The sequence below is a fragment of the Corynebacterium sp. DNF00584 genome (genome assembly GCF_001552965.1).
Classification (GTDB): Bacteria; Actinomycetota; Actinomycetes; order Mycobacteriales; family Mycobacteriaceae; genus Corynebacterium; species Corynebacterium phoceense.
The window spans coordinates 1-18558 of record NZ_KQ959764.1 but is presented as its reverse complement, the minus strand read 5'-3'; the positions used below and the strand labels follow the sequence as shown (position 1 = coordinate 18558).

Genomic DNA, 18558 nt, shown 5'->3' with positions numbered 1-18558 from the left:
CCGTGACCCGCTCCCTCCGCCTCATCATCGCTGCCCTGGCGTTTCAGATGGCGTCACGCGGCCTCGACTACGTCACCGGAGATACTCACAGCGGCGTCGGAGTCTTTGAGATTGATGGTCTTGGCCCTGCTTTCGCTTGGGGTGTGGCGTGCCTCGTCGCCGCTGCCGTCATCGCGGCAGGGCTAGCGTCTAGCTCCAACCGGGTTGTGCGCGGCGGTGCTTTACTCACCACCGCTATCTATCTCGCGTTCGCCCTCATGGTTGTGGACGACGTGTTCAAGGACGGCTCATTCGACGATTGGCGCTACCTCACCCTGTACCTCACGACCGCGTTCATCTGGGCAGTCATCGCCTGGGCACTCACAATCCGCATGGCCGTCGCCAAAAACCGGAGGGAGCATAGTGCAGATTGACGAAATACCCACGTTCCTATCCGGCTCGAAGAACCCGCTGGGCTTCTTTCTCTCTATCGCCATCATCCTCGCTTTCGTGAGTGGCCTATTCTCCAAGGCGGCTGAAAACTACGGCGGCATTATCGGCGCGGCGAGCAAAGCACTGACCAGGCATAAGCAGGAAGCTATCGCCGCTGATGAGGCTAGTGATGCCCGCCGCCTAGACCGGCTAGAGGAGACGATTCAGCGCCTGGATGATGAGGTAGGCGAGCTACGCGCCAAGGACAAGATCCACCACGAGTATCAGCTGTACGTCGCGGGCTACTGGCGCAAACTCCAATTCTGGGCGGTGGAGAAAGACATCACCCTGCCCCCGCCCCCGATGATGACCTATCCAGAGTGGAAAATATCGACCTACCCGGACGAGGACTAGCCCCCTTGTGAAAGCCTTTGAAGTTTATGAAGTTTGACCCTCACCCTCGTGGTGGGGGTCCTTTTCGGCGTTTTAGGGGACTAAAACGGCCATGCAATCCCACGACATGCACCACTGTAAACCGCTGTAAACGACTGTAAAAGACTGTAATGCCCAAAACGTAGAAACCCCCTCCCACCAGCATATTTACTGGTAGAAGGGGGTAAATTATTTGCTCCTCCAACTGGGCTCGAACCAGTGACCCTTCGATTAACAGTCGAATGCTCTGCCAACTGAGCTATGGAGGAATGTGTTGCTCCAGGAACTTTGCTGCTCTCTGTGCGATGTTGAATTACTATAACGGCGACTCCGTACCCTTTGCAAATCGCCAGCGTATAGCTGAAAAATCCATCTCTGAATGCCGTGTCTCTGGGCAGTGAATTGTTCAGCGTGCAGAGGAGTTGGCCACGAGTGCCAATCGTTTTACGGTTGGTCAAAGGCATACTTAGGACTAATCTTTTAAACAAAGGATGCTAGGACGCGGGTACTGTACTTATCGACAGAGAAAGTTGCATAAGGCTACTAAGCTAGTCTCGATGGATCAGGAGTTGAGGGATGGCTAATATTTTGGTGCTATCGCACTATTGGTATCCCGAAAACGGTGTACCGCAGCGTCGATGGACCTGGCTCTCTCGTGTCCTACAACAGCAGGGGCATTCGGTATCAGTGATTGCTCCTCCTGAGCACTATGCGCGACGAGTGACTTGGGGCGAGTGGCGTAAACAACTGTGGTCCACGACCGCTGAACCGGAACTCGGTCCAAGCGGGGAACGGATTTTTCGTACCCGTTATTTCTTGACGGGGCCGAGTATTACGGGGAAAGCCCTTAACCAAGCGATTGTTGCTGGATTCTCTCTGATCACTGGGTGGAAAGCTGGGCGCCTGTTTGAGAACGGAAAACCAGACCTGCTGATTGGCACAGTGCCAGCGCTTCCTACAGCGGTACTCACCATGCTTTTAGCTCGTCATTTGAAACTAAAGTACATCATCGATTTGCGCGATGCATGGCCCGACCTTTTGAAACAGTCTGATGACTGGAACGAAGGAACCGGTTCGCGTTCGTTGCGTGAGCGTGTCCTCAGCTCAGGGCCTAAGCAGTTGGCCTTTATCGGGGTTGAGAGGATGATCAATCTGTCATTATCTCAATCTTCCGGGATTATCGTTACGGCGCAATCATTGCGGGAGCAGCTTAGAAAGAGCCTGCATTTGTGGAGAAAGCGTGGAGCAGTGCCGATTGCTACAGTACGCAATGTATTCCCAGTTGAATCGCCGTTCAAGAAAACTTTTGAAGAGTCTACGAGCGACGATGGCCTTCGAGTTCTCTATGCTGGGACTTTGGGCCGCGCTCAAAAACTCAGCAACGCCCTACTTGCGGCCCAAGTCGCGCAAGAAAAAGGCGTTCATATTCAAATGAAATTCGTCGGCGCAGGGGCGACAAAAGAAGCATTGAAGAAACAGGTGAAGCGACTAGGCCTCGATGTCGAAATTTTGGATCGTGTTCCGGCTCAGCAGCTCGAAGAATTTTACCAATGGGCTGATGTTGCTCTTGTCCATCTGACAGACTGGGAGCCGCTACATCGAACTGTCCCCTCGAAAACGTATGAGCTCATCTCTGCCGGTGTCTTCATCAGCGGTGCAGTGGCTGGCGAAGCTGCCGAGCTAATTAATGGACTCGAGGCTGGAGATGTAGTTGCGCCTTCTGACCCGCAAGCTCTCGGGGAATCGTGGGTAACGTTGGCCCGCAATCGAGAAAACCTGCGCGTAAATCCGCAGGCAAAACGATGGGTTGATGATGAGCGAGACATTCATGCTCCTGAATCATTGGCGCAATTGATTGCTGAAGTTCTTGAGACGGATTAGCCGGATTAGGATGTTGAATTAATTATGGATTTTTCAGTGCGTCATCGACAACTGCGGGTCATGAAGGGGCTCGTGCGTGAGCAACTCACTATTGACCCCCAAGGACTTGCTCGCAATGTCGGCGAGCGGTTTAAGCGTATTCCTGCCATAGGACGTGTCGCTCAACTGTATAACCCACGCACAGAGACGGATACGCCGGAATCGGTCGCTCGAGAAGCTTACGACACTGGGGAGATTACTCGCGCAATTGAAGTTCTCAACAACACGGGGGCGGGTAGTCAGGCGCTTTCGGCGTGGTATCAGAGCGAGCGGAATCGCCTAGAGCAGCCGTTTGTTACGTCGCTTCCCTTAGAACGGGCTCAGAAAGTGCTTTACTACCTCACGAATTCACTTCCGCATACTAATTCCGGTTATTCGTTGCGTAGCCATGCAGTTCTAAAAGCCATGCAAGGCGCTGGTCTCGAGGTCGCAGCGGCTACGCGTCTGGGATACCCGGCGGTCGTTGGACGTTTTGCCACCGCCGAACAGGAATTCATTGACGGCATCGAGTATCACCGCATTTTGCCCTCTCAGTACCCGGAGTCACTTGAAGCGCAGCAAGAAACTGCAATCAATGCGCTCATTGAGGTGGCTAGGAAAACTGGTGCCCAAGTATTGCAAACTACAACTGGCTTTGAGAATGCGCTCATAGTGAGTCGCGCAGCGATGATTCTAGAGATCCCTTGGGTTTATGAGATGCGTGGTGAGCCGGAACGCACGTGGCTTTCCAAGAAACCAGCGATTACTCAGCATGTATCTCGCCATTCGGAGTATTTTAGGCTTGCGAGAGCGCAAGAATTAGCGGCTGCCAAGGCAGCAGCAGCAGTTGTCGTACTGAGTGAAATTTCAAAGCAAAGTCTCATTGAGCGAGGCGTGAGCCCAGAGAAGATTGTAATTGCACCAAATGGCGTCGAAGGAGACTTACTCGATAAGAAACCCGACCGTGCGGAATTGCGCTCTGAACTGGGCCTACCTATCTCCAAAATCATCGTAGGGGCAATCACTGCGGTAGTTGATTATGAGGGGCTTGATTTTTTCTTACAGGCGATGACCAAACTGGGGCCAGAGTTTTTGGCGATCATCGTTGGCGATGGTCAAAAGCTTTCAGAGCTGCAATCCCTCGCAACATCATTGGGGATAGGGGATCGTGTTCAATTTGTAGGAAAGCAACCGCATAAGGACATTTGGAAGTGGTACAGTGCACTCGACATGATGGTGGTCCCGAGGAAAGATACGCTCGTTTGCCGGACTGTGACACCGATTAAAACCATCGCGGCTCAGGCCTTGGGCATCCCAGTCGTCGCTTCCGATCTCCCTGCGCTACGAGAAGTAACTGGGGAAGTCGAAACCTATGTGCAACCAGAGGATCCGGTGGCACTTAGCTTGGGTATTAAAGAAGCAATGTCGCGGAGCATCAGTACACGAGGCAAACAATGGGCCTCACAACGAACATGGGCCAAAATCGGTGAAGTATTTAGGAACCTGTATTTGGCTGGATAGCCATGGCGGTGATTAGGCTAAGAAAACTTTAGGGAACATGGCGGTAAGGTAATTGAGATGAGGAAAACAAATGGGTAAGCGGAATTTGCACGGCCGTTGGCGTCGACGCTCTGGCAATGATGCCGCCGTAACAGTAAATGAGCTTGCTCGAATGGTGCCATCCAGTGCGAGAGACGCGATTTCTGTTTCTGTCGACGGTATGCGAAGCCTCGATGCTCGACCGGGGTTATTCCGCTACGTCGCTCTGCTGTGGCAGCGACGCCATTTCGTTAAAATTCAAGCGAGTGCGAGAGCATTCCAGGCGAACAAGGATCTGCTTTTGGGGCAGTTCTGGCTTGTAGCGTCACCTGTAGTTGACTCGCTTATGTATATCCTGATTTTCGGAGTCCTCCTCCACACATCGCGTGGCGTGGACAATTTTATAGGCTACGTCGTTCTGGGCGTGACCTTCTTTGGTTTCCTTCAACGGGACCTAAGTTCTGGAATGAGGCTTGTTCAGAAGAACAAAGGAATGATTAAGTCATTTATCTTTCCGCGTGCCGCTGTCGTATTTTCTGAGTCATTGCGACTTTTGTTTGATTCACTCCCGGCAGCATTAGTCGCTGTAATCTTCGGTTTGATCACCAGCGGTCGTGTTCCATGGACAATTGTGCTCATCATCCCAGTTTTTTTATTACTCCATCTTTTTGGAACCGGTCTGATGTTCATTGGAGCGCGTATAACGGCGTTCGTCCCGGATATGCAGGTCATCATTAACGTTGCACAACGTGGATGGTTTTTCGCGTCTGGTGTCTTTTTCTCTGTCGATCACTTTGCCGGAGGAGAGCTGATGACTTGTCTCATGAAGGCTAATCCGGGATACATATTTCTTACAGCGGTTCGTGACGTCGTGCTTTACGGAGCAGTTCCGTCGCTAGCGGCTTGGCTGCAAATGCTGGCGTGGGCATTAGGTCTTTTTATTATTGGCTTTATTTATTTCTGGCAAGCGGAGGAGCGATATGTCGGAGTCGATTAAAGACACTGGTGTAACCCCCGGGTCAAAGCCTCGCGAGCCGATGGTAGTGGTCGATAATGTGACGAAGACTTATACAGTTCGAACCGGCAGGAAATTTTGGGCACCACAGCATGTCGAAGCGCTTCAAGAGACCACTCTTGTTGCCTACGCGGGTGAATCAGTAGGAATTCTTGGTCAAAACGGCTCTGGAAAGTCCACCTTGATGCGGCTCATCGCAGGTACTGAGCGACCTACTTCGGGTACTGTATTCGTCCGAAAACAGCCAACCCTGCTAGGCGTTAATGCAGCGCTTATTAAAGAAGTAGATGGCATCAAGAATGCGAGGCTAGGCTGCCTCGCTATGGGGCTATCTCCTGAAGAAACCGATGAAGCTCTGGATGAAATCATTGAAATGGCCGATATCGGAGATGCCATCCATCGCCCAATGAGCACCTATTCTTCAGGTCAAGCAGCGCGATTACGATTCTCGATTGGTACTATTGGAAATCCAGAAGTTCTGCTCATTGATGAGGCTCTTTCGACTGGTGACGCAGGTTTCAATCAGAAAGCGGAGAAGCGGATGAACGAACTTGTAGCCCGGTCTGGTGTTGTCTTCCTTGTCTCGCATGCGCCGAGAATTATGGCGAAGATGGTAGACCGCGCCATATGGATACACGAAGGTGTTACCGTCGCCGATGGGCCTTCGCAGCAAGTCTGCTACGACTACGTCGAATGGGCCGATTTGAAGTCAGCCGGCAATGACCAAGAAGCAGATGATCTGCTTCGCGCAATGCGATTAACCTACGTTCGCCCTAATCTCCGCCTATCGTAGAGAGGTTCTATAATGCGATTTTCTGAGCTACGTCCGTACTTGGCTTACGCTCACGACGTGAAACGCTGGGCTCAACAAGTGCCTAATGCTCGTACATGGTTTAATCACCGAGATGATTCGCCGATTTTGACGGTGATCGTTCCAGTCCATAATGCGCAAAGGTGGATTGCAACGCTGATTCACAGCATCCAATCTCAAGACATCAAAAGCGTGGAAATCATTGTAGTTGATGACAATTCGACGGATCGATCCCGTGCTATCGTCCGCTCTCTGGCAATGTGGGATAAGCGAATTCGGGTGATTGACGGTGAAGGACGTGGGCCTGGCGCAGCCCGCAATTTAGGGATTAAACATGCCAAGGGTAAGTATCTGACTTTTGCAGATGCGGATGATTTGGTTCTGCCCGGTGCTTACAAGGAAATGCTAGAGACCCTTGAAAAATCGGGAAGCGATTTTGCGACTGGGGGGTACCTCCGTCATCGGGGGAGTGCAGTGACCACACCGTCCATAGTGCAGAGGATCCACGCCAAAGATCGAATTCGTGCGACAGTCGACTCTTTCCCACAGATAATTGAGGAACCTGTTCTGTGGAACAAGATTTTCCGGAGAAGTTTTTGGGACGAGTGTGTGGGGCCGATGCCGGAGGACATGAATTACGAAGATCAGCCGCCAATAGTTTCGGCTGTGATAAAAGCAAGGGCTTTTGATGTTTTGAAACGACCGGTTTATTCGTGGCGGATTTCTGAGGAAGGAGCATCGAGGTCAGGGGGAAAGGCGAGACTGGAAGATATCCAAGATCGAAATCGGCTGGTCCGCCTAATGTGGAGCCAATCAGTTGATGCTCCTAACTCGTTCAAACGAGCGCTAGTCAAGACTTGGGCCGAACGTGATGTTCCGATGTATGTGCAATACGTTTCTTCAAAGGCATCGGATGATTCTTACCGCGCTGAAATGAGAAGCTTTGCTTCGTTCGTACTTAGCAAGGCACAAGAAGTGTCCGGCTCACTTGACAACGTCCCGTTTAAACAACGCGCGACGCTGTGGGTATTTGCAACCCGGGATTACCCCGACACAGATGGTTTCCGCGGGCTAATACTTGAGCAAAATAGCAGTTTTGTGTTGCCTTCTGAAGGCAAAGGTCTTATGTTCCCAGACCTTGTCGATTGGGAGATTCCCGAATTTATCTCGTCCTTGCGTCCAGCTGATCTGCAAAGCAAGATGATAATCCGTCGAGCATTCCTTATGGATGGAGTACTCGCTGTCGAGTTTGCAGCTTTCATCTCAGGATTAGATCCTGCGGACGTACTATTCACATCAGCTGTGCTCGAAAACGATGCTCAGCAGGTCAACGCGGAGCTGCAGCGTGCTCCCGCAGGCTGGGTAAATGCGGAAGTCCAGCATGCGTATATCGACTACTCGTCGTCGGCATATGTTTTGAAAGTCGATGCGGAAAAAATCCCTGAATCTCAGCTGGTCACCTGCGTGATTTCTGGGATCGCGGCTGGCCGAAACATTGACGCTGAACTAGGAAATCCTGAGGCCTTTCAACCCTTCATTGTGGAAGATAAGGGAGATGGTGACCGAGCAATTGTGATAAGCAGCTCTCCCACAGCGCATGGGCACATAGTTAGGGTGTGTCTCGTCGATGGCAATGCGAAATCAATAGGTAAGGTCCGAAGTAGATTACCGCTTGGCGGCAAGATTGATTTTGAAATTGTAGGCGAAGTGCCTCAGCTGCAACTCCGGGCACGAAGTCGCGAGCATGTGCTGAAGCTCGAGAATAATAAGAATTACACGACGGCTTCTGCACGTCTTCCGCTGTTTCCGCAAAGAATTCTAGGTAGTCGGCAGGAATGGGCCCTGCATAGTGCGTCTCATTCGTTCGTGGTTTCTGAGGACTCTTCTGAAAATTCTTCGGGATTCGTGTACGTCCGGCCAACGGCAACGGGCTCACCCCAACTTGTCCAGACTTGGCATCCCGTGTTCATCCACCGGATTGTAAATGATGGCGATCAGCTGCGAATTTGTGGAACAGCGACTCATTCTTCTCGTCCAACAATTTGGCTGATTTCTAAGAATCAATCAATCGTTGGGCAGATGTATTGGAACGACAGGAACTTCGAAGCCGTATTCAGGACCTCTGAGCTAAGAGCAGCGTCATATTTCGTAAGGCACTCCCAATGGGCCAAGAATCGATTCACCAGATTGAATTGCATTTATCAGGCAGATGAGGGGAAACTCAATCTGTATGTAATGGGAAGTGTGCGGAGCGTAAAATTACGCCAACGCTCGAACGGGGCCGTTGTACTTGATGTATTTCAGTCTGAGCGAGTAGCGGAGAGTACGCACTACGGAACCCGCTCTACGACTGGAGTAGCAGCGTCCGAGCTTGTGCGGGGAATTTATTTTGAGACATTCTCTGGCAAAACTACGGCCGATAATCCCGGAGCAATTTTTGATTTCGTACGCCAGCAAAACTTCGATGTCCCGTTATGGTTCGGCGTTCGGGATTCGACGGTGAAGGCACCAGACGGTGCAATTCCAGTTTTGGTCGGATCGGACGAATGGTTCGACATCCTGAGTCATGCGCGCGTCATTGTTAGCAACGATAACTTTCCCCAGTGGTTCCGTAAGAATCCCGGTCAAAAGTGGCTTCAAACCTGGCACGGAACGCCGATCAAACGACTAGTTCTTGACGCACATCCAAGCTATATTGGCCTGGTTTATCGACGGTTGATGCTTAGACAAGCACAGCAGTGGGACTTGTTACTCGGACAAAATGAATTTGGGGCACAACGTATCGCTGGCTCCGTGAAGTATCAAGGTGAGATACGAATTGGAGAGTACCCGCGAAACTCGAGACTGGCTACTTCGCTCCTGAACGTAGAGGCAATCAAGGAAGAAATCGGCATTTCTGAAAACAAGAAAGTAATTCTCTACGCTCCTACATGGAGATATTCTCACTCGCAGATTGCATTCCCCGCCGCCGAATTAGCCGCGGAAAACGATGCCGTGGTATTAGTCCGTGGCCACCATATGAGAGGGATAAAATACAAAGGAAAGAACGTCATCGACGTTACAAGCCAAAAGTATGTTGAGGAACTCATGGCCGTGTCCGATGTACTGGTTTCTGATTATTCATCCATATTCTTCGACTTCGCGTTGACAGGGAAGCCTGCGGTAATTTACGCGCCGGATTTGGAAGCGTATCGGAATGAAGAGCGTGGATTCTACGGTCGCTGGCCAGAGGACTCAGTCTGGCCTGCAACATCTAATGTCGATGTACTGATGTCGGAAATTAAGCGTGCTCTCGAATCTTCAGAAGCAAGTATAGTTCCTTCCGAAGTGGAAAAATCGGTACGGCGAAATCTGGAGTGGATTGCGGAGTGGATTAAGCAAGCTTTGGAATCGGAGGAAAAAGCTCTCTATGGATAAAGAGACCCAGGAATTCTTAGAAGAGAATTTTGACATCCTCGGGATGGCATTAGGCACGCAGCTCTCCAACGAGTTCTCCGAGATGAAGACCGAAATTGGTGCGTTGAGAACGCAGGTAAAACAGCTCAGTAATGAACTCGAGCTAGTTCGAGCTTTCACTCGTGAGAGCGTAGATAAGCAGGTTTCCGAATACTTCGCTGCGCGTCAGCTTAGTTTTTTGGCCACTTTGGAGCGCGTAATAGTTGAGGATTTATCTCTGATTCGCTTCGGGGACGGTGAGTTTCGCTTGATGCTTGAGCCCGATTTTAGGCTTGGTTTTCAATCGAATTCTTGGGAACTCGCAGGTCAGCTTTCTGAAGCATTTGAATTCGCGTGTTCCGATCCGCGCGTGATGATGGCGCTTCCGCATTTTTCTACTCATGCGCATTGGCGTAATGTCTGGGAACGAATTTGGTACAACTTGAAACCGAGGCTGCTTGAGCTTGACGAGTTCGGGGACGCGCATGTTTCGCGTCCAACTTTCTTCCAAGAATTCGGAGAGGAAGCAGTGAAAACATGGCGACGAGTGTGGGAATCTAAGCGAGTTTCCGTTGTGACGGGGAAAGGCTCACGCTTCAAGCTGCAAGATGCTCTGTTTGATAACTGCTCAAGTGTTGACATGATTTATTCCACGCCGACCGAGGCAGTCGATGACGTGGACAGGTTAATTGCCGAGTGCGTCAAGAACGTAGAAGAACGGGATACCGAGTTGTTCCTACTCTCGCTTGGGCCAGCGGGCACTTTGCTCTCTGCTGAACTGGTGAAAGCGGGTTATCGAGCGCTCGATATCGGACACATTTCAAATTCTTATTCCGTTTCCTTTGAAGGCGGCGAGTGGCCCGAAAGAACGCCGTTGGTGTCAGCAGAATTAACCTGAATAGTGTTTGCATCAGGCTTCAGCGTGGGCTTCATTGAACCCAAAGCTTTCAATCGTGCCTTGCGCCAAAAAATCGTCATCCGCTAACTGCCAAGTATGTCCATGCTTGTGCCGTATCTGAATGAAGTTAAATCGGTCTGCGGAGTAGATATGTCCACCACCATTGACAATCGATCGCAGAAACTCTGAGTCTTCACCCGTGGTGCGGCTCTCGAAGGGGTTTGAGACAAACGTAGCACGCGGCCCAACAAATGTGGGGCCTGCGACGAAGTTTGTCCACATGTGTTCTCTCTCGGGGCGGCGAAGCATCAATGCGTTGCGGCTCTCCACAAAAGCATAAGCGGCTTGCTTCCCAACCAATGAAGCACCGCTGAATTTCAGCGTATTTATCTGATCCTCGAGATAGTGCGGTAAGTAGATATCATCATCATCAAATTTTGCGACATAATCGAATAAGGATTCATTCACGCAAGCGTTGAGGCAATCGCCCAAAGACATCGAAGAATCGGTGACAACAACCTTGTAATCATCGAAGGTTCGATCCAAAAGCAGTTTGTGAGACTGTGAGAGCTCGAAGCCATGGGTCGCGATGATTAGCTGGATTTCTACGTTTACTTGTCGTGCGACTTGCTCGATCAAATGGGGAACTTGTGAGGGGCGATTGGTAGAGCATATAACTGAGACTCTTGGTACTGCCAGTTGACGTTCGTATTCATCACTTGGAATGCCGAGCGCCTTAGCGACCTTCAGCGCTCGATGTCTATAAGTGTGCTCATTCCAGATCTTGCGTTGTGCACGGTGATTTACCCGGTCGCGCATTGCAGGTGACTTGAGGAGCATGGACAGGCTTGATAGCGACGTAGCCGAGTCTGTTGCTGTTACCAGCTCCGAATCTGAGAAAAAGTTCTTGGTTGCGGGAGTTGGCATTGTGAGGACAGCAGTGCCACAAGCCGGTACTTCAAAAATTCGCCTTGCGCACATTGTGGGACTGTCAGTCACGGTATTTACATTGATAAACACCTTGTGTTCTTTGTTTGCACTTAACATGTATTCATACTGCAGCGAACCGATAACGTAAGGCTTCGCGTAGCTGGGGAATCTGTTATTGGGGTCCGCAGAACCTGTTCTGGAGAAGATAGAGAACTTGAAATTCTCGTTCGCTAATGTCACAGCGGCTTTCAGCAAGGTGTCCAGTTGAAATCGGCGCTCTGGAAATTTATTCTTGAAGTAGCTTCCTGCAAAAGCGATGTCGCCTTGATGCCAGCGAGGATCTGGAACTCCTGGTGTGCCGGGTGAATTTCTAGCGGGATTGTGAATGATGGGTTGCGCAGCGAACGGTAATGCGAAGGCGTGGCCGACACCAACATGCCTTTCGTATTCTGGAACTTTGTTCGAATCGGTGGTGAAAACAAAGTCAAACATTTTTGCCGTAGCAATAAACTGCTCGAAGTGAGGGGGATCTTCTTTATTCCAAAAAGCGGTAGGAATATCGAATTCTTTGAACGCAGTGACAATCTCTTGTAGTACTGGATCAACCTGGCCCGGTTGGCTCAACCGCGTCGACCATGCGCCGTTGTTCCCCTGCCATGCTGACTCGACGAAAAGTAAATCAAATTGGCTGCTAGCGATTTTACTTCGCCAATTATTAGGAGTCAGCAACGTGACTTGGAATTCATGTTCCCAACAAGCAAGTGAAAAGTCATCAAGGATGACGGCTGCTCGGATTTTTGGCTCGTTTCGTTCGAGTGAACGAACTTTAAACGGTGGTGTCAAAAACGGTTTGAATGACTCTTCCTGTCGAGAAGAACGCGCGGCAAATCTCCTCTCCAGATTTATCAACCAATAAGGCGCGTTTCGGCGATGAAAGGCCATTATTTGTCGCTTTGCAACGATTGAAACGTAATTAAAGCGGCCCTGACGAATCAGCTGCCCAGCAGTCTTCAATTTCTTAAAGGGGAACTTTTTACGAGTATCAAGGTTCATGGGGAGATCTATCTTTGGCAGTGATCAGCTCGACGGGTTAGACCAAATACATCGAGGGTGTCTAAGGTTTCTATAAGGTTATGGGGTGCATGAAAAGCAAGTACGTTAGAATGGTAAGGTCGCGTCGCCGCGGCATCGATATAAAAGTAGTCTACATCGGCTTCTCTCCTCGTCGGCTACCTGATTTTTGAAAGACTGAGGTTTCTAGTTTTGCGTCGTGTAATTACCTATGGCACGTTTGATCTCCTGCATTATGGGCACATTGAGTTGCTAAAGCGAGCAAAGGCCCTAGGGGACTACTTAATTGTCGCTCTGTCTTCTGATGAGTTCAACGCGTTGAAGGGTAAGCGGGCCTATTTCTCGTACGCCGATCGCAAGCGCATGCTTGAAGCAATTCGATACGTTGACATGGTGATTCCTGAGGACAATTGGGAACAGAAACCGCTGGATATCGATCGATACAACGTGGATGTGTTTGTTATGGGTGACGATTGGCGGGGAAAGTTCGACGAGCTCCTTGGAGAGAAGTGCGAGGTAATTTATCTTGCGCGAACTCCTGAAATCTCAACGTCGCAGATTAAGTCGGATTTGAACAATTAACAGGAGAAAACGGCGATGAAGAATATTACGCGAGCTGCGTCTATAGCCAGAGCTTTAGGGCTATCAAAGGTCGTTGACAATCCAAAACTCCGACAAACGCTCGGAGTCGGTACTTCTGTTGGATCACGTGCTGCTGCCCAAAAAACGAAGAAGCCTGAACCAATGCCGGCTCCGGTGGCGACTAAAGTTCCAAAGCCTAAGAAAAAGACGACTGATCTTTCTACGAAAGTGCGCAGCGTCTTCAAGATTGATGGGCCTTTGGTTTCCGTAGTTGTACCAGTTTATAACGTGGAGCAATACGTCAGAGGCTCGGTGCAGAGTCTCCTGGACCAATCGTATGAGAACATTCAAGTCATCATTGTTGATGATGGTTCTACCGACAATTCGCCACAAATTTGTGATGAGCTGGCTCAAAGCGATACACGAGTGAAAGTAATTCACAAGAAAAACGCCGGCCTCGGAGCTGCCAGAAATACTGGCGTTGCTGAAGCTACTGGTAAGTACTTGACTTTCATCGACTCAGACGACTTCGTAACCTCGGAGGGTCTTCGGACGATGGTGGAAACCTTGGAGAAGACTGGGTCTGCTTTTGTGGTGGGGTCAATCGAGCGTTTCGACTCGGTGCGAAGCTGGACGCCTAAGTGGGTGCATGAAGCGCATTCAAAGACTCGGCATAGGCTTAAGCTTGAGCAACTTCCGCAGATTCTTTACGACGTTTTTGCGTGGAACAAGCTCTACAATTTTGAGATCTGGAAAGAGATCGTTGGAGCCTTCCCAGAAGGAATTCTTTACGAAGATCAAGAAGGCACTGCGGCGCTCTATACCTGTGGTTTGCCCTTCGATGTGCTTGACGATGTCGTCTATCGTTGGAGACTTAGAGACGACAGTTCCTCGATTACGCAAAATAAGACTTCTGTCGACGATCTAAATCAACGCCTTGAAATTGTCGACCGCGTTTGGAGTGCTTTAGAAGGAGCGGACCCAGCCATTCAGGACTTCTGGCTGGCCAAACTTCTTTCGGAGGACTTGTACTACTATTACCGCGAGATTCCGCGCGCGTCGGATGAGTTCGCATCGAAGCTGGTTTCCACATTCCAAAAGTATGGGGCTTTGGCTTCACTTAACGTAATTCAGCAAATGCCATTTGACCGTCGACTTATGTTCGCAACCCTTAGGTCGGGGAAGCTTGCGGACTTCAAGACGACTCTTAACTACTTCGTGCAAAACGGTGCGGCGTGGAATATCTCTTATGACAATCAAATTCTTCTAGCAGCGGCTGACATTGAATCAGAACTTCCAGCTCTGCTGTCTGAGGAAGAACATCGAGTTGTTCCGAGGGAGAGCGACTTAGCGATTGAGGTTTTCGACCAGAAACTTCGGAGCAATGGAGATGTCGTGCTTCGCGGCGCTGTGGCTAGCGATGATCTTCCAGCAGAATTGCTCTCATCTGTCGATCTAGTGATTGAAACTGCGTCTGGTCAGATTGTTTACCGTGTCGCTGGATCACGAGCGCAAGATGAGAGACTGGCGACGCAGTGGACACGTATTGCTCAAGAGCCAGCTCAAGCGATTTTTGATTTCTCCTTAAACCCGAAAGCCATTAGTGACGCACTTGGAACATTCCTAGGGAGCCAGTCCGAAGAGCTTTCTATGCGCTTCGAGGCGCAAGGACTCGGCTATGTTATTCGCACTAAAACTCCTAAGTTGAAAAATTGGTTTGGACTTAACACGCTGGTTTCCGGGCAAGTCGACCAGTTTGGAAACACTCTTGCGTTTAAGACTTCGCAGGAAACTTGGAAGGTTTATCTACTGCGGCCAAGGTTCGTGCTGAATGAGTTGGAGCCGACTAAAAATAGCCTTCGCGTCAAGATTCAGTCTTATGATCACACAGAGGCTGCTCTGTTCGGTAGGAAAGCTAACGATGAACCGCGTTTGTACGCGCTCTCAAAGGATAATCAGGACCTGCTTTTTGATGTGCCGCTTGTTGAGGAAAATGGCGAACTATGCGCATCTGTTCAGTTCAAGTCGTTTGTGCCGTCTGGCGTGAAGAACTTCAATGAATATGATCTCCGCATTCGCTGGGATCGGGGTCGCACATTCCCCGTCGGGGTTCGAAATCGTACTGCTTTGACCGTGAGTGCCCCGGGCATCGAAGTGTTGGCTTCGGATTGGGGATACCTCTCCGTTCGTCGATATGTACAGTTTGCTGTTATTGATGAGACGAAACTTCAAATAGAAGATTCTACGATCCTCGTGCGCGGACGCGTGTATTTTGACGACCTTGCAATTCGTCAGTTTGTACCAACATTTGCGCTAGTCTCGTCGACCCGAAATATTCGGCCTGAGGACGTACACTTTGAACCAGATTCAGGCACATTCCAAGTAAAGTTCTCGATGTTGGAAGTAGATCAGAGCGGACGATTGGTTTCCTTGCCTTCCGCCGATTATATTTTCCAGATTCTGCAGCCCACTGGAAAATCCTTGCCAGCTAGTATTTGGCCCAAGGTATTGGACACGAAATTTGGAGCCTTTTATCGTGAAGCAACTGGAAATGTGAACCGACTACGGTTGTACGCGACGCCAGGCGGCAAGGGTCTTAAGATTCGAATTTCTTCCCCTCTCGCAAAGCATGAGCTGGGTAAAAATAACCAGTACAAGCTCCAACAAAGCTCTCTTGCTGGGAATACACCTGTTGATCCGACAATAGCGCTATTTGAATCCTTTGCTGGATCGTCCAAGGGAGATTCACCAGCAGCGTTTGCTTCAGCGTTTGCTGAACTAAAACCGGAAGTGAATCGTTATTGGACTATTAAGGATGGTTCTGTGAGTGCGCCCGATGGGTGCATTCCTGTTGTACGTTATTCCGAAGAATGGTGGAATTTGCTTCATTCTGCCGGTTGGCTTATCAACAACAATAATTTCCCATCCCAGTTCCGTAAACAAGACGGACAGACGTACATCCAAACTTGGCATGGTACGCCGCTGAAGAAAATCGGACACCATGTTCCCCAGGAGAATCTATCTCTCGGTTACCGCATGCTTATGGAGCGTGAGGAGAGGTATTGGGACTTTTTCCTTGCTCAAAGTGAATGGGCAGGTAAAATAATGCGTGACGCTTTTAGATATACCGGAACCGTGGTGTCCGACGGCTACCCACGAAATGATGGTCTCGTAGGCGAAACTGCTCTCGAGTGTCGCGCTGCAACGCGCGAGTACTTGTCGATTACAGATGAACAAACTGTCGTTCTGTACGCTCCGACTTGGCGTGATGACAAGAAAGTCGCGTCAGGGCACTATGACTTGGTTTCCTACTTGGACTTTGACAAACTGAGGAACAAGTTTGGTGACGATGTCGTAATCCTTATGCGTGGGCACTCCAATACAACCGACGCCGGCAGGCAAATTCGGGGTATCAATGTGATCGATGTTTCTCGGTACAGCGATATTTCTGATTTGATCAACGCCTCTGATTTATTGGTCACTGATTACTCGTCTATCATGTTTGACTACGTTGTCACGAGGAAGCCGATGATATTTTTGGTGCCGGATATTGAGCAATATTCAGGTACGACGCGTGGGTTTTATTTTGATTTCAAGGAATTTGCTCCAGGTCCCCTTTGCCGTACAACTGATGAAGTGATCTCGTACATCGAGAAATTCCGCAGCGTTGGCCTTGCGATTACACCGAAGTATGAGGCATTTCTTAACCGGTTTGCTTCCCAAGATGACGGACATCGCGCAGTTGAGATGCTTCGGACCATTTTTGCAGCAGTCGACAACCATGAAAGCATCGAGGAAGTTAAATAAAGGGTTCTTTCGAAGGCCTAGAGAAACTATTGCTAAACTCTGACGATCCAGTCAACGAGCTAAGCAAGGTGAAAAGCGAGCTTCAGCGGCAAGCTACAGTCCTTGATAAATTGTTGTGGGAGGCTCAGACGAATCGTGAGTCTATGGATGCGGTTCGTAGCAATGCCCTGCGCCCCCCCCGGTTCAGTGAGATTCGAGCGTTCGTGATTTCTAAGCAGCTTGGTTTGAAGTGCCCCAGGTTTGTTCCGTTTGAGTAGATGGAGAAATCTGGAACATGCCGAGAAAATGTGATTAGGAGGCGAAGGACCGTGTGGTCCGCCTCGTGGAAGACCGCATCCTGGCGGAGGAGGATTTCCATGCAGGCAGCCTGCAAGATCGTGGCGCCCAAACTGGGCGTCTCGTGGCATACAGCGAGGCGATGGACGCTGGCCGCTCGACGTGAGGGGCGCGTTACTGAACGGTTGCCCGAGGACCTTGTGGCAGAAAACGCACGGTTACGTCGAGAGAATCACGAGCTGCGGGACACCAACGAGTTGTTGAAAGCCGCCTCGGCTTTTTCGCATCCGGACTCGCCCCAGACGTTAAGAAATGATCCGATTCATCGATCATCGATGAGCATTAGAATCGTTTCTCAGTCGAGTTCGTCCGTCAGACGTTCAACACGCATCGCGAAGGCGGTTTTCTTAGTTCGCGTGGGTACCTCCAGTCTAAAGCCCGGGGGCTTAAGCGCCCGCGCTCTTCGCGACGCTGCCCTCGTGGAGCATATTCGCGACGTTCATTTCCGAAAATTACGACGTCTACGGGGTGCGGAAGATGTGACGCGTGCTGCGCCGCCAGGGCAGTGACATTGGCCGCGAGAACACAGCCCGGCTGATGCGCAGCGCAGACCTAACAGGCAAGGGTCAAGGTGAGGCACTAATTACAACACGCAAACCCACAGGCTCGGATCTTCGCCCTGACTTGGCCAATCGTGCGTTTAAGGCCCCTGGCCCTCATCGGCTGTGGGTGGCGGACATTACTTATGTGCGCACCAGGAAAGGGGTTCGTGTACACAGCTTTTGTCACTGACGTGTTCTCCGGGAGGATTGTCGGGTGGGTGCTGTCGGATTCGAAGCGCACCGAAGCCTTGCCGCTGCAGGCGCTCAACCAGGCGATCGTGTGTGTCAAGGAAACAACGGGACTGATTCATCACTCGGACCACGGCTGACACTATGTGAGCATCGTCTACAACGAGCGCCGGGCCGAGCACGGTATCGCCGCGTCGACTGGGACGGTGGGTGACTCCTATGACAATGCTTTGGCTGAGAATGTCAACGGCTCCTATACGAACGAACTGATCCATAGGCGCTCGTGGGGCGACGTAGTCTGCTGAGCACGGCTTGTTGGTAGGGGTGTTGCGGAACGGTGGTAGGGCTGGATTCCGACCAGGTGGTAGAGCCAGGCAGCTGGCCTTGTCGGGGCCAGCGGCCGGGCCTCTAACCCGATCGACTACTCGTTGGCACCATGTGTGGCGCTTGCCAGGTGTTGGCGCATGTCGTAGTCGCCGAGTTCGATGCGATGTCCGGCATTGAGCCTGCTGACCAGTGAGTCGGCTCCGACGGGGTCGGCCAGTTTCGTCACCCAGTAGGCGACCTTAAGGTCATAAAAGGTGATGATGCGCTGGCACGAGTTGCGCCAACGCTACCTTATACAATGGGACCTGACCCCTGTTTGGTGGACACCTGATAT

Annotated in this window: 12 protein-coding genes and 1 tRNA gene; 11 read left to right on the top strand and 2 right to left on the bottom strand. The window is 50.6% G+C overall.

Going from position 1 to position 18558, the window contains the following annotated elements:
- Positions 1-2 precede the first annotated feature (2 nt).
- Both HMPREF0307_RS09415 and HMPREF0307_RS09410 read left to right on the top strand, forming a co-directional pair.
- Positions 3-413, top strand: a complete 411-nt coding sequence (locus tag HMPREF0307_RS09415; protein ID WP_066492257.1) for a hypothetical protein — start codon at positions 3-5, stop codon at positions 411-413.
- The gene (locus HMPREF0307_RS09410) at positions 403-825 is read left to right on the top strand and encodes a hypothetical protein (RefSeq protein WP_066492247.1); all 423 of its coding nucleotides are present in this window, start codon (positions 403-405) and stop codon (positions 823-825) included. The genes HMPREF0307_RS09415 and HMPREF0307_RS09410 overlap by 11 nt, the downstream gene beginning before the upstream one ends.
- A gap of 214 nt (positions 826-1039) precedes the next feature.
- On the opposite strand, the gene HMPREF0307_RS09405 is transcribed toward HMPREF0307_RS09410, so the two are convergent.
- A tRNA-Asn gene (locus HMPREF0307_RS09405) sits at positions 1040-1112 on the bottom strand.
- 307 nt (positions 1113-1419) lie between these two features.
- On the opposite strand from HMPREF0307_RS09405, the gene HMPREF0307_RS12655 reads away from it, so the two are divergent.
- The 6 genes from HMPREF0307_RS12655 (at position 1420) to HMPREF0307_RS09385 (ending at position 10440) form a co-directional block, all read left to right on the top strand.
- Positions 1420-2724 (top strand): glycosyltransferase family 4 protein, encoded by a 1305-nt coding sequence (locus tag HMPREF0307_RS12655; protein ID WP_082723310.1) that lies wholly within the window; start codon positions 1420-1422, stop codon positions 2722-2724.
- A 24-nt stretch (positions 2725-2748) separates the two neighbouring features.
- Positions 2749-4263, top strand: coding sequence for a glycosyltransferase family 4 protein (locus HMPREF0307_RS09400; RefSeq protein ID WP_066492244.1), 1515 nt, complete (start codon positions 2749-2751; stop codon positions 4261-4263).
- 70 nt (positions 4264-4333) lie between these two features.
- Entirely contained in the window at positions 4334-5278 is a 945-nt protein-coding gene (locus HMPREF0307_RS09395) for an ABC transporter permease (RefSeq protein ID WP_082723309.1), read from the top strand.
- A complete protein-coding gene (locus HMPREF0307_RS12650; protein WP_082723308.1) occupies positions 5262-6089 on the top strand; it encodes an ABC transporter ATP-binding protein in 828 nt (275 codons plus the stop codon). The genes HMPREF0307_RS09395 and HMPREF0307_RS12650 overlap by 17 nt, the downstream gene beginning before the upstream one ends.
- Before the next feature lie 57 nt (positions 6090-6146).
- Complete coding sequence (locus HMPREF0307_RS12645) at positions 6147-9524, top strand: bifunctional glycosyltransferase/CDP-glycerol:glycerophosphate glycerophosphotransferase (protein ID WP_197418407.1); 3378 nt, start codon at positions 6147-6149, stop codon at positions 9522-9524.
- Positions 9517-10440 carry a GT-D fold domain-containing glycosyltransferase gene (locus HMPREF0307_RS09385; RefSeq protein ID WP_066492229.1) on the top strand — a complete coding sequence of 308 codons (924 nt, stop codon included), beginning with the start codon at positions 9517-9519 and terminating at the stop codon, positions 10438-10440. Before HMPREF0307_RS12645 ends, HMPREF0307_RS09385 begins: the two co-directional genes overlap by 8 nt.
- A 12-nt stretch (positions 10441-10452) precedes the next feature.
- Here the strand turns inward: HMPREF0307_RS09385 and HMPREF0307_RS12640 are convergent, their stop codons facing one another.
- Complete coding sequence (locus HMPREF0307_RS12640) at positions 10453-12423, bottom strand: glycosyltransferase family protein (protein ID WP_231725141.1); 1971 nt, start codon at positions 12421-12423, stop codon at positions 10453-10455.
- Between the two features lie 210 nt (positions 12424-12633).
- Here HMPREF0307_RS12640 and tagD point away from each other — a divergent pair, with 210 nt between their 5' ends.
- From tagD to HMPREF0307_RS13460, 3 genes are all read left to right on the top strand, one after another.
- Entirely contained in the window at positions 12634-13023 is a 390-nt protein-coding gene (gene tagD, locus HMPREF0307_RS09375; protein ID WP_066492216.1) for a glycerol-3-phosphate cytidylyltransferase, read from the top strand.
- 15 nt (positions 13024-13038) lie between these two features.
- On the top strand, positions 13039-16830 hold the full coding sequence (locus HMPREF0307_RS09370; protein ID WP_082723306.1) for a CDP-glycerol:glycerophosphate glycerophosphotransferase: 3792 nt from the start codon (positions 13039-13041) through the stop codon (positions 16828-16830).
- Positions 16831-17140: 310 nt separating this feature from the next.
- On the top strand, positions 17141-17272 hold the full coding sequence (locus HMPREF0307_RS13460) for a hypothetical protein (RefSeq protein WP_255356879.1): 132 nt from the start codon (positions 17141-17143) through the stop codon (positions 17270-17272).
- The last annotated feature ends 1286 nt before the right edge of the window (positions 17273-18558 follow it).

Coding starts and splice junctions, on each gene's coding strand:
- HMPREF0307_RS12655 (WP_082723310.1), top strand. CDS start 1,420: ATGGCTAATATTTTGGTGCTATCGCACTATTGGTATCCCGAAAACGGT.
- HMPREF0307_RS09400 (WP_066492244.1), top strand. CDS start 2,749: ATGGATTTTTCAGTGCGTCATCGACAACTGCGGGTCATGAAGGGGCTC.
- HMPREF0307_RS09395 (WP_082723309.1), top strand. CDS start 4,334: ATGGGTAAGCGGAATTTGCACGGCCGTTGGCGTCGACGCTCTGGCAAT.
- HMPREF0307_RS12650 (WP_082723308.1), top strand. CDS start 5,262: ATGTCGGAGTCGATTAAAGACACTGGTGTAACCCCCGGGTCAAAGCCT.
- HMPREF0307_RS09385 (WP_066492229.1), top strand. CDS start 9,517: ATGGATAAAGAGACCCAGGAATTCTTAGAAGAGAATTTTGACATCCTC.
- HMPREF0307_RS12640 (WP_231725141.1), bottom strand. CDS start 12,423: ATGAACCTTGATACTCGTAAAAAGTTCCCCTTTAAGAAATTGAAGACT.
- HMPREF0307_RS09370 (WP_082723306.1), top strand. CDS start 13,039: ATGAAGAATATTACGCGAGCTGCGTCTATAGCCAGAGCTTTAGGGCTA.